The sequence below is a fragment of the Amycolatopsis benzoatilytica AK 16/65 genome (assembly GCF_000383915.1).
In the GTDB taxonomy this organism is placed as follows: Bacteria; Actinomycetota; Actinomycetes; order Mycobacteriales; family Pseudonocardiaceae; genus Amycolatopsis; species Amycolatopsis benzoatilytica.
Genome location: NZ_KB912942.1, coordinates 4,754,074 through 4,769,948, shown reverse-complemented (window position 1 = coordinate 4,769,948; position 15,875 = coordinate 4,754,074). Strand labels below are relative to the sequence as shown.

Genomic DNA, 15,875 nt, shown 5'->3' with positions numbered 1-15,875 from the left:
CCGGCAGGCGGGGCGTTACAGGGTGCAGTGACCGCCGCGGATCGGTACCGGCGTGCTGCTGTAGATGTGCTTGCCGTCGGTGGCCCGGATCTGGAAGCAGTAGCGGCGGGCCGGATCGATCGGCACCTCCATCGCGTGCTGCCGGTGCGCGACGAGCACCATGGTGTCGATCCGCTCGCCCGCCACCACCACGGCGAAGTCGAGGTCGCCGTCGGCCTGCCAGGTCAGCCGGACGCGGTTGCCGAGGTCGGCGGGCTGGGCCAGGGCCAGATGGACGTCCGGGACCGGGCCGGCCGCGGTGTCCGCCGGCGGCGCGGCCAGCGCTACCGGGAACGGATGGCCGACGACCTCGTCCGGCCTGGTGAAGAAGGGCAGCACGGCCAAGCCCGCGACGACGAGACCGGCCCCCGCCGAAAGCGCGGCGCGGCGCCGCGCCGGCGAACCCGTGCGCTGGGCGGATTCGGCCGGACCGCCGAACGTGCGGATCAGCGTGCGCCCGCTCGGGTTCGGCGGCGTTTCCACTCCGGCGGCCGGGGCCGGGGCCGCCACGGACGGCGGCGTCGCGGGCGGGATCTCGGCGAAATCGTCGAACTCGACGTCGGCTGCTTCCGGTTCCGGCTCGTCAACGGGCGCCGGCTCCGGCGCGACGGGTTCGGCGGCGGCACTCGCGGGAACCACACCCCGGCGCAGGTTTTCCAGCAGCGCCACGACGGCCGCCGCGTCCGCCGGCCGGTCGTCCGGATCCTTGGCCAGCAGCCGGGTGACCACATCGGACAGCCCGGCCGGCACGTCCGCGCCGCGGATCGGGGCGACCGGTTCGCGCAAAACCTGCAGGATCCGCTCGCCGGGCTGCTGCCCGGTCCGGCGCGGGAACGGCGGTGCCCCGGTCAGCGCGGTGTAGAGCACCGCGCCCAGTCCGTAGAGGTCGGACGCGGCGGAAATCGTGTCGTCGCGCAGGGTTTCCGGGGCGGTGTACTCCACCGAGCGCATCGGGTCGCGCGGGAACCGGCGGCGCAGGGTCTGTCCGAAATCGGCGAGGACGAAATCGCCGGACGCGCGGTAGAGCACGTTCTCCGGAGTCACCCCGCCGTGCAGGACCCCCGCTCGGTGGGCGCCGGCCAGCGCGGAAGCGACCGCGGTGCCCAGTGTCAGCACGACCTCTCCGGGCAACCGGGCACCGGACGCGAGCAACCCGCCCAGCGAACCCGCGCACAGTTCCATCCGGAGGCCCGCGCGCCCGTCAGGGCACTCCACCACGCCCAAGGCGGGCAGGATCGAGGGCACCGGTCCGGCGGAGGCGAGCGCCTTGCGTTCGCGTTCGACGCCCGCGGAGGTGTCGCGGTCGAACGGGCCCGGGAACACCTTGACCGCCTCGCCGGCTGCCCGGATCGCGTAGAGAGTGGCGATCGGGCCGTGGGCGAGCAGGTCGACAGCGGCGGTCTCGATCCTCATGCCGTCATTGTCTCGCACGAAGGCCGGGCGAAGGGCGGTTTCGCGCGGCCGGTTCCTGCCGTCGCCGTCCATCGGCGCGGCTGGTGGCCGAGGCTGCTGCCATGCAGACCGCCGGCCTTGTCAGACTCACCGTCGCCACCCCGCACCGGCGCATCGACATCGCGCTGCCAGAACACGCCGCCGTCGCCGAAATCCTGCCCGGGCTGCTAGCCCGCGCGGGCGAAGGGCTGGCCGACGACGGCGTCCCCGGCGGCGGCTGGTCGTTGCGCCGGGCTGACGGGACGGCCTTCGACCTCGACCGGACTCTCGGCGCGCACCGGGTGCGCGACGGCGAGATCCTGCACTTGACCCCGCGCCGGACGGACTGGCCCGAGCTGGAATACGACGACTTGGTCGACGCCATCGCCACCGGTTCCGGCCACACCGGCCGGGCCTGGGGCCCGCGGCACACCCGGGTGGCCGGGCTGTCCGCCGGTGCCGCCGCACTGCTGCTCGGGCTGGTCGTGGTGCTCCGGGCCGGGCCGCCGTGGCCCGGCCCGGCGTGGTGGGCGCTGACTGCCGCGGTTCTGTTGCTGATCGCCGGAGCGGTGCTGGCGCGCGCGATGCGGGACGCCGCCGCGGGCGCGGTGCTCGCCGCGTCCGCCCTGCCTTATGCGTTCGTCGGCGGTGGGCTGGTCCTGGCCGGGCAAGCCCCGATCACCGACCTGTCTGCTGGACACCTCGTGCTGGCGGGTGCGGCGCTGCTGACCGCCGCGCTCGCGGGCCGGCTCGGCGTGGCCGCCGCACCGGCGTTGTTCACCGCCGCGGCCACGGTCGGGCTGCTCGCCGTCCTCGGTGGCTGGCTGGCTACGTTCGACGACCTCGCCGGATACCGCGCCGCAGCGGTCGTCGGCGGCGGCTTGCTGGCGCTGTCCGGCGCTTTCGCGCCGCTCGCTCTTCGGCTCGCGCGGGTGCCGATGCCGGTGCTGCCGCGCAGCACGGCGGACCTGGTCCGGGACGAGCCGCAGCCGCCGCTGCCGCTTGTGCACAGCGCGGTGGCGCGAGCGGACGGGCTGCTCACCGGTCTGCTGGCCGGGACGGCGGTGGTGACCGGGTACTGCCAGGCGGTGCTGATCCGAGCCGGCGGCACCGCCCCGGTGATGCTGGTTTCCGTGCTGGCACTGGGTTTTCTGCTGCGCGCCCGGTTGTACCCGATCTTGCGGCAACGGGTTTCCTTGCTGCTGGGGGGAATGTTCGGGCTCGGCTGTCTCGCGCTGGGACCGCTGGCCACGGACGGCGCGTTGCTGCCCGCCGGACCGCTGGCGTTCGCGGCGGCGGCGGGCGCGATCGCCGCCGGCGTCCTGCTCAGCACCCGGCGCGCGAATCCCTACCTCGGCCGGTTCGCGGAGTACTTCGAAATCCTGCTGATGGTCGCGATCGTGCCGATGGTGTGCTGGGTGCTCGACCTGTACGCCGTGGTGCGCGGGCTGGGGGGCTGAGCGATGGCGTCGAAACGGGATCAGCTGCAGGCGTACCAGTTCCTCGTGCAGCGGGCGACATCCGCGCTCGTCACCCGCGAGACCGATCCGGAGCAGCCGCCGTTCCGCCGTACCGGCAGCGCGACGTTCGCCGGGGTCGCCCTCGGCATCGTGTCGCTCGCGGCGGTCGGGGTGTACGGGATGATCGTGCCGGGAGGGAAGACGTCGTGGAAGCAGGATTCCGCGGTGATCGTGGAGAAGGAGACCGGCACCCGCTACGTCTACCTCGACGGACGGCTGCACCCGGTCGCGAACTACACCTCCGCGCTCCTGCTGCTCGGCGATCACAAAGCCACTGAACAGGTATCGCGGGAGTCCCTCGCCGGAGTCCCGCGCGGGCCGCGGATCGGCATCCCGGACGCGCCGGACGCTCTGCCCGGCGCCGATCACCTGCTGTCCGGTTCGTGGTCGCTGTGTTCGTCGCCGGCCAGCGACGTCGCGGGCAGCCGGATCGAGGAATCGGTGCTGCTCGCCGGCGCCAACCCGGCCGGCGGCGCGGAAACGGGGGACCAGGCGCTGCTGGCCGAACTGGTCACGAACGGCGACCGGTACCTCATCTGGCACGGGCGCCGGCACCGGATCGACGACTACAGCGCGGTCGGCACCGGACTCGCACTGACCGCCGAGCCGTGGGCCCGAGTCGGCCGGGCTTGGCTGGACGTCCTGCCCGAGGGCGCGCCGATCGGGCCGATCCCCGTAGCCCAGCCGGGCGCACCGTCCACCGCGGTGCCCGGCCGCTCCGACCTGCGCGCCGGAATGCTGCTGGTCGTGGAACCTTCAGGCGGCGGGCGGCAGTACTACTTGGCGGAGGAAACCGCGCTGCGCCCGATTTCCCCGCTGCAATACGACATCCAGCGAGCAGCGGCCCAGACGACCGCCGCGTATGCCGGCAGCGACCCGACGCCGATCGCTCTGCCCCCGTCCCTCGCGACGACCTCCCACCGCCTCGACCCAGCCGACGACACCGCGGGCGCGGCCCCGGCCAGCCGTCCGCAGATCGCACGGCCCCGCGACCGGGAAGCCACCGTCTGCGCGACCTTCGCGCCCGGAGCGTCCGCGCCCCGTCTCACTGTTGACCCGTCGCTGCCCCCAGCCGACCCGATGGCAGCCACCAGCCGCCGCTCGTCGACCGGAACCCCGCTGGCGGACCGCGTCTACGTGCCGCCGGGCAGCGCCGCGATCGTCGAGGCGATGCCGTCGGCGCAGTCTCCGTCAGGCACCCTGACGCTGGTGACGGACCTGGGGCGGCGGTACTCGCTGTCGGCGCCGGACGTGCTGAAGATGCTGGGCTACTCCACGGACCACGTCGTGCGGCTGCCAGCAGGCCTGGTGGCCCGGCTGCCGGAAGGCCCGGGCCTGGACCCGGCGGCTGCCCGCAACCAGACGGAGCGCTGACCCGGCCGCTGCCGCTGACCCGCTGCCACTGGCCCGCTGGTCGTTGGTCCGTGAAGGGCCCCTTGAGGGACTTGGATTCCCTCAAGGGGCCCTTCACGGACCAGCTCTCGTCGTGCGTTGGTGCAGCGTCCGCAGTCGCCCAAGTGGCCCTCCCGGCGGAAGCCGGGAGGGCCGGTTCGCGGACCGACTCTCGGTCAGCGCCCGGACTGCCAGAGTTCCTCGTCGAGGAGCTGCACCGAGTCGGACTCGGCTTCGCCGGCGCGGCGGCGGGCGGGCAGGGTGAAACCCGCGTCCGCGTTGGCGTTGGCCGATCGGCCGCGCAGCTTCGCCGGAACGCCGTCGGCGGCTTCGGCCGGGCGGCGGCTGCCGCCGGACCGGCCGGTCGGCTGGGCGGACGAGCTCGGCCGCAGCGTGCCGGCCGACGCGCCCTTGCCGGTCTGCGGCGGCATCATCGGCGGCACCGAGCTGCCCGCGGACTTCGCGACGGCCGGGGTGGCGGTCCCGGCCCGGATCTCGGACGCCAGGCTGGGCGCGCGTTTTCCGGTCACCGGCTTGGCCAGCGTCGGAATCCCGGCCAGGCCGCTTGCCGCGCCGAGGAAGCCCGGCAGCCCGGAAGCCACCGGTGCAGTGCCCGCGCCGCCGCCGAGACCGCCGAGCGCGGCACCGGCCATCGGGAGCGCCGCCGCCGGGGACAGCCCGGCCAGGGTGAGGCCCGGCGAGTTGCCCAAGGCGGAAGTGTCGAGACCGGACGGACCGGCGTAGGAAGCGCCGCTGCTCCCGCCGCTGCCGAGGCCCGCTGACTCGGCGAGGCCCTGCACTTCGGTGAGCGCGTTCATCCCGGCCTCGGCGGCCTTGACGAAGTCCGCCGGGGAGTTGCCCTCCGCGGTTTCCTTCGCCGAGGGCAGCAGGTCGCCGGGGTTCTGCATGCCCGACGCGGCGACGACCTTCAGCATCGACACGTCGAAGTGCCCGGCGAGGATGTTCATCGAGGTCGCCGAAGCCTGCCACGCGCCGAGTTTGACCGCGGCCGCGGTCGGCGGGAACAAGTCCGCCGCCTGATAGATCGCGTAGGAGGAAAGCACTTCCGCACACGCGGCCGAGATCGACCCGGCGAGCGTGGTCAGCGTCTGGGCCGGCTGCGCCGCGTCGATCCGCTCTCCCCACATTTTCAGCTCGGCCAGCGACCGCTGCGCCTTCTCCTCGTGGCTGCGCCCGGCGCTGTCTCGCCACTCCGGGCTCAGCTGCCCGACGCGGGTGTTCAGCTCCGCGCTCGCCGCGTCGATCCAGGCCCGGCATTCGGTCCACATTTTCGCCGCGTCCATGAGCACCGGGATCTTCTTGACCTCGGCCTGGACCATGTCGCGGTGCATCTCGATGGGAAACAGGTTGTAGGGCACGACCATGGTTCTCTCCTCAGACGCTCTTCGGGAGAACGCTCGCGGCGCCCCCGGTGATGGGCACGGCGGTCCCGGCGGAATGGACGGGCGGCGTCGAACCGGACGTCGACACCGAGCCCGACGCCGAGCCTGAGCCCGAGCCCGACATCGAACTCGTCGTCTTCTTGAGCAGGTCGACGCCCTGCTTGATGACCTTCGTGGCCGAGGTCGCCAGCGTGAGCGCACTCGCGACGTCGGCGGCGGTGTACCCGGCCGCGGCCGCCTTGACGGTCGCGGTGTCGGTGACCATGTCTTCGGTGAGCTTGGCCAGCAGCGCGCTCATCGTCGCGGTCGCCGCCTTGTCGAGCACCGACATCGCGATGCCCTCGAACAGCCCGGTCAGGTCCGGCGGTGTGCCGAGCCGGGCCAGCGACGGTGGCATCGCGGGCGCGGTGAGCTGACCGGCGTAGGCGCTCATCGCTTCGGTGTCGCCGTCGATGTTCGATGTGGACATTGCCCCTCCTTAGTGTCCGGCGCGGTGCTTCGGCGCGCTCTCCTGCTTTCCCGGCTGCCACAGCTCCTCGTCCAGCAGCTGCACGGTGTCGGGCCCGGGTTCCCAGCGCCGAGGCGCCGGCGAGTTCGGTTTGGTGCTGCGCCGTCCGGCGCGTCCCATCAACGGAACGCCAGGCGTACCAGCGGTTTTGCCGCTCCGGGACCGGCTGACCGGGTACTCGGCGTCGCCGGGCTTGATCTCGCTCGCGGCTTTCCCCGCGCGGGTGCCGTTCGCCGGCGTCTGCGGCATCATCCCCGGGCTCGAAGCGGCAGCCGCGGCACCGGAGGAGCTGAGCCCGGCTCCGGCGGTCAGGGCCGCCGCCGTCGTCGCTGTGGTCCCGAGGTCGGCGGTAGCGGGCACCGACATCGAAAGCGGAGTCGGAACCGGTGCCGCAGAGGAGAGCCCGCCGCCGACCGGCCCGCCCGCGCTGGCGAGGCTCGGCAGGCCGGAGTCGCCGAGAGCGCTGAGCCGGTCCGCGACCTGGTGCGGGGTAAGGGATCCCAGATCGCTCAGGCTGGGCGGGCTGGTCGGGCTCGGTGCGTCGGCTCCGCCGCCGGTCAGCTGCTGCAGCCCGGCGAGTGCCTGGCTCGCGGCGTCCAGCGCGTTCGGTGCCTCTTCCAGCGCCGCCTTCCACGGGTCGGTCGCGTTCGGACTGTCCGGAGTGGACGGTGACACCGGGGCGGCCGGACCGGGGGCGGGCTGCGCGGACGTCGGCGTAGCGGGTCCCGGCGCGGTCGCCGGGCCGGGACCCGCCGACGGACCCGCCTGCTCCGGAGACACGCCGCGCGGCCCTTTCCACGGCTGGCCCTGGGCGCCTTTCAACGCGGCAGCCGCGGCTTCGTACTTCGGCTGCAGAGCATCCAGCTGGCTGACGATCTGGCTGTAGGTTTCGCCGAGATGCTTCGTCTTGTCCTCATCGGACATCTTGCGGTAGTCGTCGCGCAATTTCTCTACTTTGGCCTGGGCGTCGAAGATCCCCCTGGACAGCACGTCGAGGCTGTCGAAGATCTGTGCCGACGACGGGCCCGATGCGACCGGCACCCCGTGGGACAGCATGGCGCCGGTGATTCCGGACCGGTCGACCCACGAGTACATGGCGACGGTGTCGCGCGTGGCTCGTTGCAGGAAAGCCTGTCCGGCCGCATCCGGCCAGCGGTCGGCCGCAGTCAGCTTCTCCGCCTCGGTGACAAGGCGCGACGCCTGCGACGAGATCCAGCTTCGCGCGGCGCGCCACATTTGAGCCGACGCGGCCAGCTTCGGGATGTGGACGTCCCGTTCCACGGTGAGTTGTTTCCAGATGTCGTCGATGACGGACTCGACAGTGCAGGGTTCGAAGGGACTGCCCACTTCCGTCTCCTAACGGCCGAATTTGGGGTCGATGACGGAGTCGTCGCCGTGCGCGGAATCGAGTCTTGCGAGAAATTCGTTGCGCGCCAGTTCGTCGGCGGCCGTGTAGGCCCTCGCGGTTTGATGCACGAACGAGCTGTAGAGCTTGAAGCCCTCCTCCACCTGCGTGAGGAACAGGTGCAGGGCCTCCATGCTGGCGTTGTCCGCCGCCGTGAGGTCGTCGCACCAGGGCGTGCCGAGACCGCCCTGGCACGGGGTCGTGCGGTCGCGGTGGATCGAGGGGAGGACCGGATTCAGGTCCAGGCTGCCCAGCAGCGCCTTCGAGAATTCCCGCATCGCGTCGGTGTCGCCGTCGATGTCGCTCATGGTTCGTCTCCTTTCTCTGGCAGCGATGTTCAGGCAGCGGGGGAATGCCAGGCGATCTGGACCAGGCCCTTGCCGCCGCGGCGGTCGATCAGCCAGCCGCGGCCGGGAGGCAGCACCTGGGCGCGCATGCCGCCGAGCAGCGGGCCTTCGTCGCGGTCGCCGGACATCATCAGGCCGGGGGTGCCGACTTCGCGGAGCCGGCCGAGGAACGGTTCGAACAGCCCGCGCCCGGCACCGCCGGTGCGCCGGGCCAGCACGACGTGCAGGCCGATGTCGCCGGCTTGCGCGGCGAGCGGCAGCAACGCCATCAGCGGGTGCGCCTTGTGCGTGGCGACCATGTCGTAGTCGTCCACCAGGACGAAGATTTCCGGTCCCTGCCACCAGTTCCGCGCTCGCAGCTGCTCGGGCGTGACGTCCGGGCCGGGAAGCCGTTTGGTCAGCGCTTCGGCGGTTTCGGCGATCATGCCGCCGCTGTGCTCGTCGTTGACGCCGTAGCCGAGCAGGTACTCGTCGGCGACTTCGCCGAGCAGGCCGCGGCGGTGGTCGATCACCAGGATGCGGGCTTCGGCGGGCGAGTAGGCATGCTGGATCCGCTTGGCGAGCGTCCGCAGGAACGCGGTCTTGCCGCTCTGCGCGTCGGCCAGCAGCAGGAAGTGCGGATCGGCGGCGAAATCCAGGCGCAGCGGCGAAAGGTCGTGCTCGTGGATGCCGACCGCGAGCCCGGCGTCGTCGCCGGTCCGGGCGTCGGCGGCGGGAAGTTCGTCGTATCCGAGCAGCGCGGGCAGCAGCCGGACGGACGGCGCCGGCTGGCCGGGCCAGGCCGCCGCGACGCTTTCGACGAGCGCGCCGAGCCCCTCGGCGAGGCGGTCGCCCGCCGGGACCCCGTCGATGCGCGGCAGTGCCATCAGCATCTGGTGCCCGCTCGGGGAAATCCCGCGGCCGGGCGCGGCGGCGGGCACGCTCATCGCGGCCCGCCGGTCGATCATCGAGTCGATCGGATCGCCCAGCTTGAGCTCCAGCTTGCTGCCGAACAAGTCCCGGATGTTCATCCGCAGCTCGAACGAGCGGGCGCCACTGGCCACGACGTGCACGCCGTAGGAGAGGCCGCGCGCGGTGATGTCGCTGATCGTCTCCTCCAGTTCGGCGAAGTCGTTGCGCAGCGTCTGCCACCCGTCGACGACCAGGAACACGTCGCCGTACGGCTGGTCGGCGAACTGGCCTTCGGCCCGCAGCTTGCGGTAGGTGGCGATGCCGTCGATCCGGTGTTCGGCGAACAGCCGTTCCCGCCGCGCCAGCAGAGTCGCCACCTCGGCGACGGTGCGGCGCACGGCACCGGTGTCCAGCCGGCCGGAAACTCCGCCGACGTGCGGCAGCCCGCCGATCGAGGCGAGCGTGCCGCCGCCGAAGTCCAGGCAGTAGAACTGCACTTCGCGCGGCGTGTGACTGAGCGCGAGACTCGTGATGAGCGTGCGCAACGCGGTGCTCTTGCCGCTCTGCGGCGCGCCGAGCACCAGCACGTGCCCGGCGGCGCCGGACAGGTCGAGCACCAGCGGGTCGCGGCGCTGTTCGAACGGCCGGTCCACGATGCCCAGCACCGGCCGGAGCGCGCCGGCGGACAGCCCGCGCACGGGATCCGCGCTCAGTGGCGCGACGAGTTCGTCCAGCGTCGGCGAGTCCGCGAGCGGAGGCAGCCACACCTGGTGGGCCGGGGAGCCTTGGTTCTCCAGCCGGTCGACCAGGATGTCCAGCAGGGTTTCGCCGGTGGCCGGGCTGTCGGCGGGTTCGGGCTCGGCGTCGCCGGTTTCCAGCTCGGCGGCCACATAACCGGTCGTGTATTCCTGCAGTACCAGCTGGTTCGCAGGGGCGGCCGCGATCCCGGCGCCGGTGGCGGCCTGCTGGTAGACGCCGGAGACGTAAGCCGAGCGGAACCGGTCGAGCTGGTCGGTGCCGACCTTCAGGAACCCGTGCCCGGGCGCGCGCGGCAGCCGGAACGCCTCCGGATGCCCGAGCACCGCCCGGCTTTCCATCTCGGAGAAGGTGCGCAGCCCGACCCGGTAGGACAGGTGGCTTTCCAGCCCGCGCAGCCGGCCCTCTTCGAGCCGTTGCGAGGCGAGCAGCAGGTGCACGCCGAGCGAGCGGCCGACGCGTCCTATCTGGACGAACATGTCGATGAAGTCGGGCTTGGCCGACAGCAGCTCGGAGAACTCGTCGCAGATCACCAGCAGCGTCGGCACCTCGGGCAGCGGGGCGCCGGCGACCCGCGCCTTTTCGTAGTCCCGCAGGGAAGAGAAGTTCCCGGCCGCGCGCAGCAGCTCCTGCCGGCGGATCAGCTCGCCGTTGATCGCGTCGGTCATCCGGTCGACGAGGTGCAGTTCGTCGGCCAGGTTCGTGATCACGGCGCTGGTGTGCGGCAGCGCGTCGAGCCGGGCGAAGGTGGCCCCGCCCTTGAAGTCGACCAGCGCGAAGTTCAGCGAGTTCGGCGGGTGGGTGACCGCCAGCGCCAGCACCAGGGTGCGCAGCAGCTCCGACTTGCCGGACCCGGTCGCCCCGATCAGCAGTCCGTGCGGGCCCATGCCGTCCTGCGCGGACTCCTTGAGGTCGATCTCGATCGGGGTCCCGTCGGCTTGGATGCCGAACTTGACGCGCAGCCGGTCGCGGTTCGGCCGGGGCACCCAGTGGTCGGCCGGGTCGAACGCGTACGGATCGCCGAGCTCCAGCAGTTCGGCCAGGCCCAGCTCGGCGGTCATCGGCGCCTCGCCGCCCCGGCCGACCGTCAACCGCAACGGGGCGAGCTGCCGCGCCAGCCCTTCCGCCGCGCGGGGACCCAGCGCGTCGGCGCGGCCGAGCGGGGCCTCGCCGTCGATCGTTTCGCTGATCAGGTCGCCGTCCGCGTCCACCGCGAGCACGACGGTGGTCCGGTCGAGCGCACGCGGCGGCATGGTGGTCAGGTCCACGACGGTGACGCCCTCGACCCCGCCGCCGGTCATCAGGTGATCGGAACCGGCGACCGAACCGCCGTCGAGGATCACCACCAGATGCGGGCCGGGGACCCGGCCGTCGGAGTCCGGGTCGAACCGGGGCCGCTTGGCCAGCTCCTCTTCCAGGACCGACTCCAGCGCCGGAATCGTGGGCGCCACCAGGCGAAGCGGGCCGAGCGCGTCGGAGCGTTCCGGGTGCAGCGCGTGCGGGAGCCACTTGACCCAGTCCCAGTCGCCGCGCCGGTCGTCGGACAGGCACACCGCGATCCGCAGGTCGTCCGGCGACTGCAAGGTGGCCAGCTGGGCCAGCATCGCGCGCAGCAGGCCGAGCGCGGCCGCCCGGTCGGCGCGCAGGTGGATCCGGCTGAACCCGTTGACCGCGACGGCCAGCGGCAGCCGGTCGACGGTGCTGTAGGCGGTGATGAAGCGGCGCAACGCGAGCGCGGACAGCGGTTCGAGCTCCTCGAGCGGCTTGGTGTCCGGCGCGACCAGCGTGGTCGCCGGGCCTTGCGCGCCGCGGCCGATCCGTGCGACGCCGAAGTCCGGGTCGTCCTTGCGCCGCTCCCACAACCGGTAGCTCGCGGCCAGCGACCACAGCGACGCGGGGTCCGGGTGCAGGTACTCCATCGCTTCGCGCTGGCGGCGCACCGAACGGCGCAGCCGCAGCCGGTGCTGGGCCAGGTGCCGCAGGTACTTGCGACGCGCGTGCCCCATCTCCCGGCGGCTCGGGCCGCCGCCCTGCAGCAGTCCCATCACGACCATGCCGAGCATGCCGACGCCCATCAGTCCGTAGACCGCGTAGCGGATCGACCCGCCGGCCGAGCCGGAGAACATCAGCATCATCGCCCCGGTCGTGCCGGCCATCGGCAGGACCATGAGCAGCTGTGCCCACTGCCGCGCCGGCGGCGCCGGGATCTCCGGCGGCGCCTGCAGGATCAGCTCGCCGGAGGGCAGCTCCGGCGAAGGCCGGCGCGCCGGCCGCTTAACCACGATTGTCGCCACCCCACGAGCGTCCCCGCCCGGAGCGGCCTGGTGGGGGCGATGACCGGAACCAGACGCGCGCCGGTTTCCGGCGCCGCCGCGCCATAGCCTGGCTGAGTCAGGCAGGAAACGTTATGCGGCAATAAATCCGGAGGATATCGTGACGATGGGTTCAGGGGGAATCGACGGTGACGTCGTCGCCATGCTGCAGCAGGCGAAGAAGTCGACGGAAACCGCCACCAATCTGCAGGACAGCTCTCAGCACGTGACGAGCGCCGGAGTCGATCTGCGATCGGCGAGCAACGGCCGGTGGGCGGACGGGTTCGCCACCGCCGACCAGAGCCGGCAGACCGTCGTCAACCACGACCTCGCCCCGAAGTACGTGGCGGCGTCCGACGCGATGCACCGCAGCGCGGGCGGCTACCAGGACGCGGACGACGCGGCCAACCGGGAAGCCCACAGCGTGACCTACCAGGCCGGCGGGTTCGGCATCTCGGCACAGATCTGACACTGACTCCGACACTGACTCTGACGAACGGAGAATCGGCAATGACTTCCCGGATCACCGGCAACAGCGACTCGATCCAGAGCACGGCGCAGACCGTGGCACAGGGTGCGCAGCAGAGCCGCGAGCACACCGACGACCACCACCACGGCGCGGGATTCCTCTACGAGAACGAACTCACCGACGGGTTCGGCTCGAGCTACTACGAGGTCGTGGGCAACGTCCAGGCGAAGGCCAATGAAGCTTGGGAGCAGCAGCACACGCAGAGCCAGGGCCTCGTCCGGGCCGACGACTACCTGATGAGCGCGGTGCGCGCCGCCGAACAAGCGATCCGCAGCATCTGACCGACGGCGAAAGCGCCCGGCCCCGGGGAAACTCTCCCGGGGCCGGGCGCATTTGCTAATCCGGCCAAAGGCAGGCCGACGCCACCTGGCACGTAACCGTTGCTACGAAGCCATTAGGCCGTGACTGTGGTCGGATTGGTAACGATCGGCACAGTACTGAGATTTTCTCAGTAGCGCGCAGCCCCGCTCCCGCAGCTGCCTGTCCGTGAAGGGCCCCTTACCGGACTTAGATTCCCCCAAGGGGCCCTTCACGGACAGACGAACCGCGCACCAAGCCCAACCCGCCAGGGGGAAGAACCCCCCCGGGCACTGACGACGCACCCGCTACTGAGAAAACCTCAGTACTAAACCGTCAGGGTTCGGAGACGAGGAAGACCTGCTCCGGCGGTTCGGCCGACGGGTGCTCGTCGGGCACCGGCGCGGCCCAGCCGGGCTGCCATCGACGCCGTCGCCCTCGCGTCACCGCGAGAGCGGTCAGCCCGGCGAGGACAAGAACGCCGGCCGCCGCGAGCGTCAGCACTTTCGCGGTGGCGGCCGTTTCGTGCGCCGCGGTTTCCCGCGCCAGCTTGGCCTGATCGGGTGGCTGGGGCACAAAAGCGGGCAGCAGAGCGGGTTTCGCCGGATCCAGTCCATCGGTCACCGCGCGGTACGGGTCGACCAGGCCGGCTCCGAACGAGTGGCTGTCGCGGCCGCCGCGCGCGGGATCCGCGGTCGCTGTCAGCCGCTGCGCCACTTGGGCCGCGCTGAGCTGCGGCCACGCGGAACGCACCAGCGCCGCGGTCCCGGAGACGAACGGCGCGGCGAAACTCGTGCCGTCCACATAGGCGTGCCCGCCCGCCCGGGTCGTCGTCAGCACCTTCGCACCGGGGGCGACGAGGTCGACGTACGGTCCGATCTGCGAGCCGGACATCCGGGCCCCGTCGATATCGACGGCGCCGACGCCGAGCACACCGTCATATGCGGCCGGGTAGGACGGCAGCTCGCCGCTGGCGTCCTTCTGCGCGTTGCCCGCCGCAGCCACGACGAGCGCGTCCCGTGCGACCGCGTACGCGACCGCGTCCCGGATCACCGGGAAGTCGTCGTGGCCGGCCATGGACAGGTTGATCACTTTCGCGCCTTGGTCCGCGGCGTACCGGATGCCGTTCGCGACGACCTGCGGGTCGATGCGCAGCGACTCGCCCTGGTCGCCGATGTCCCGGTCGCTGATCCGCACCGGCAGGATGGTCGCGTCCGGTGCCACGCCGTGGAATCCGATGCCGGGCACCGGATCCGCGCCGATGATGCCGGCCACGCCGGTGCCGTGCGACACGCAGTCGAACGATCCGGGCAGCGCGCCGGCCAGGTAGAAGTCCCGGCCCGGCAAGACTTTCCCGGGACGGCTCAGCTGCGGGTGATCGGCGTCGACCCCGGAGTCGACGACCGCGACCAGCACGCCCGCGCCGCGGCTGTGCGGCCAGGCTCGTTCCGGGTCGAGGGTCTGCTGGGCCCAAGGCTGGGCGGGGATGGCTGGGCGCGCCGGTTCCGGGTCGTGACAGGCTCCGGCCGGCGGGGCCGCGCGCGCCGCCGGCGCTCCGCCGAAGACGTTCAGCGCGACCGCGGCCACCACGACGGCAGCGGCCCGGATTCGGTGGTGTCGGTTCACATCCGCCATCGTCCGTCCGGGCCGGCCACGGTGCGGCCGGATGGCGACAACCAGCCAAGTCCCTACTGGCCGAAGTGCTGCAGCAGATCGGCGAACTGCTCGTATGCCGGGGTCCGGCCGCCGTCGAACCGGCACCAGGCCGCGGTCCGCCGGCCAGTGCCGACCAGCCGCACTCGCGCGGCCGGAGCCCGGTGAGCGTGGGCGACGCCGCAGGCCGCGACGAACTCGGGTCCGAAAAGGACTCCGTAGGGAAGGACCGGCGGCGCCCCTGGCGCGCGCAGACCGCGCCGCCGGCCGGGATGCGCTCCGACGGTCATCATTTGCGCTTCGGCGGCGACCCGCTCGACCAGTGCTTCGATGTCGTCCCTGGCCACGGTCCCGGCCCGGGGGCCGCTCAGCTCGACCTCTTCGACGAGCTCGCCGTCCACCTGCGACACGCGCACCCGCCCGACCGTGCCGGGCCCGGTGACCAGCACATTCACCGGCCGCGCTGCCCGCTGCCGGCAATGCGCCGCGAGGTCGCCCGCAGACCACGGTTGCGTGACCGGCTCGGCCACGCCCCAGCCGCCCGGCGGACCGCCGCCAAGCGCCTGCATCGCGGCTTCGGTGCTCGCGCCGAGCCGCGGCGCCTCCCCGACGGTGATGATCCGTACCTCCAGATCGCCCGAACCGGGAACTGGCGCCGGCGAAGTCCGCGGCGGGGCTTCGGTGTCGCGGACGAACCGGATCCCGTTCCACGCCAACGGAAAGCCGCGGAAACCGTCGTGGTGGGCACCGGTGTCGTCGCGCACCACCCAGTCCGCGAGCGCGTCCCGCAGCAGCAGCTCCAGCGGGACGGTGAGCCGGCTGCGCGCGGGAGTGCGCACCTGCAGCACTTTTCCGTCGCGCACGGCTGCCCGCGCCGCGTCGACCAGCCAGGTCGTCGCGGGCACCACGGCGCGGTGCTGCTCGACCACGACGGCTTCCGCGGTGACCCGGTCGGCGGCGGGCGTCACCGGCTCGTCCACGTCCGGCCTCCGGTCGCGATGGCCAGTGCCTCGGCGAACGTCCGAGCGACGGACTCGGCCTCGGCATCGTCGTCCGGTGCGCGGCCTTCGACCCACCACTGAGGGACAGCCGCGGCGATGTCCAGCAGCCGCTCCGCCTCGCCCGGCACCTGTACCAGCCGGGACCCCTCGATCGTCAGCAACGCGCGGCCGTCGGCGTGCCGGACGCGGATCAGCCGCCGTTCCTCGTCGGACTCGGCGAAATACCCGGCACCGGCGGTCAGGATCGCCGCGACGAGGGCTTTGGGACCGGGTTCGGCGGGGCACAGGGCGACCACGTCAAAGGTCATCGGAGGGGCTTCCTTTCGGTGCGGACCGGTCCATCGTCCGGTCCCGCGGCGCCAGCCGACGGGCTCGTGGCCGGAACCCGCCA

13 protein-coding genes are annotated in these 15,875 nt (G+C 72.5%); 4 read left to right on the top strand and 9 right to left on the bottom strand.

Translation table 11 applies throughout. The features are described from left to right. Nucleotides 1–15 precede the first annotated feature (15 nt). Nucleotides 16–1,452: a serine/threonine protein kinase gene (locus AMYBE_RS0121870; RefSeq protein ID WP_034289026.1), complete on the bottom strand. Its 1,437-nt coding sequence runs from the start codon at nucleotides 1,450–1,452 to the stop codon at nucleotides 16–18. Between the two features lie 101 nt (nucleotides 1,453–1,553). On the opposite strand from AMYBE_RS0121870, the gene eccD reads away from it, so the two are divergent. Further along, nucleotides 1,554–2,930, top strand: a complete 1,377-nt coding sequence (gene eccD, locus AMYBE_RS0121865; protein WP_020661523.1) for a type VII secretion integral membrane protein EccD — start codon at nucleotides 1,554–1,556, stop codon at nucleotides 2,928–2,930. 3 nt (nucleotides 2,931–2,933) lie between these two features. After that, nucleotides 2,934–4,364: a type VII secretion protein EccB gene (gene eccB, locus AMYBE_RS0121860; protein WP_020661522.1), complete on the top strand. Its 1,431-nt coding sequence runs from the start codon at nucleotides 2,934–2,936 to the stop codon at nucleotides 4,362–4,364. 194 nt (nucleotides 4,365–4,558) lie between these two features. Here the strand turns inward: eccB and AMYBE_RS0121855 are convergent, their stop codons facing one another. Genes AMYBE_RS0121855 through AMYBE_RS0121835 form a run of 5 tightly spaced genes read right to left on the bottom strand, consistent with a single transcriptional unit; the run spans nucleotide 4,559 to nucleotide 11,986 of the window. Next, nucleotides 4,559–5,767: a hypothetical protein gene (locus tag AMYBE_RS0121855; protein WP_020661521.1), complete on the bottom strand. Its 1,209-nt coding sequence runs from the start codon at nucleotides 5,765–5,767 to the stop codon at nucleotides 4,559–4,561. Nucleotides 5,768–5,777: 10 nt separating this feature from the next. Further along, entirely contained in the window at nucleotides 5,778–6,254 is a 477-nt protein-coding gene (locus AMYBE_RS42115) for a hypothetical protein (protein ID WP_020661520.1), read from the bottom strand. Nucleotides 6,255–6,263: 9 nt separating this feature from the next. After that, the gene (locus AMYBE_RS0121845) at nucleotides 6,264–7,640 is read right to left on the bottom strand and encodes a hypothetical protein (protein WP_027927880.1); all 1,377 of its coding nucleotides are present in this window, start codon (nucleotides 7,638–7,640) and stop codon (nucleotides 6,264–6,266) included. Nucleotides 7,641–7,649: 9 nt separating this feature from the next. Next, on the bottom strand, nucleotides 7,650–8,006 hold the full coding sequence (locus AMYBE_RS0121840) for a hypothetical protein (protein ID WP_020661519.1): 357 nt from the start codon (nucleotides 8,004–8,006) through the stop codon (nucleotides 7,650–7,652). Nucleotides 8,007–8,035: 29 nt separating this feature from the next. After that, the gene (locus AMYBE_RS0121835) at nucleotides 8,036–11,986 is read right to left on the bottom strand and encodes a type VII secretion protein EccC (protein WP_020661518.1); all 3,951 of its coding nucleotides are present in this window, start codon (nucleotides 11,984–11,986) and stop codon (nucleotides 8,036–8,038) included. A 145-nt stretch (nucleotides 11,987–12,131) separates the two neighbouring features. On the opposite strand from AMYBE_RS0121835, the gene AMYBE_RS0121830 reads away from it, so the two are divergent. Both AMYBE_RS0121830 and AMYBE_RS0121825 read left to right on the top strand, forming a co-directional pair. Further along, complete coding sequence (locus AMYBE_RS0121830; protein ID WP_020661517.1) at nucleotides 12,132–12,473, top strand: hypothetical protein; 342 nt, start codon at nucleotides 12,132–12,134, stop codon at nucleotides 12,471–12,473. A 41-nt stretch (nucleotides 12,474–12,514) separates the two neighbouring features. After that, nucleotides 12,515–12,814 carry a hypothetical protein gene (locus AMYBE_RS0121825; RefSeq protein ID WP_020661516.1) on the top strand — a complete coding sequence of 100 codons (300 nt, stop codon included), beginning with the start codon at nucleotides 12,515–12,517 and terminating at the stop codon, nucleotides 12,812–12,814. 352 nt (nucleotides 12,815–13,166) lie between these two features. Here the strand turns inward: AMYBE_RS0121825 and mycP are convergent, their stop codons facing one another. Genes mycP through AMYBE_RS0121810 form a run of 3 tightly spaced genes read right to left on the bottom strand, consistent with a single transcriptional unit; the run spans nucleotide 13,167 to nucleotide 15,792 of the window. Beyond that, nucleotides 13,167–14,465, bottom strand: a complete 1,299-nt coding sequence (gene mycP / locus AMYBE_RS0121820) for a type VII secretion-associated serine protease mycosin (protein WP_020661515.1) — start codon at nucleotides 14,463–14,465, stop codon at nucleotides 13,167–13,169. A 53-nt stretch (nucleotides 14,466–14,518) separates the two neighbouring features. Continuing rightward, on the bottom strand, nucleotides 14,519–15,463 hold the full coding sequence (locus AMYBE_RS0121815; protein WP_020661514.1) for a DUF6177 family protein: 945 nt from the start codon (nucleotides 15,461–15,463) through the stop codon (nucleotides 14,519–14,521). Then, nucleotides 15,448–15,792, bottom strand: coding sequence for a hypothetical protein (locus AMYBE_RS0121810; RefSeq protein WP_020661513.1), 345 nt, complete (start codon nucleotides 15,790–15,792; stop codon nucleotides 15,448–15,450). The genes AMYBE_RS0121815 and AMYBE_RS0121810 overlap by 16 nt, the downstream gene beginning before the upstream one ends. Nucleotides 15,793–15,875 lie beyond the last annotated feature (83 nt).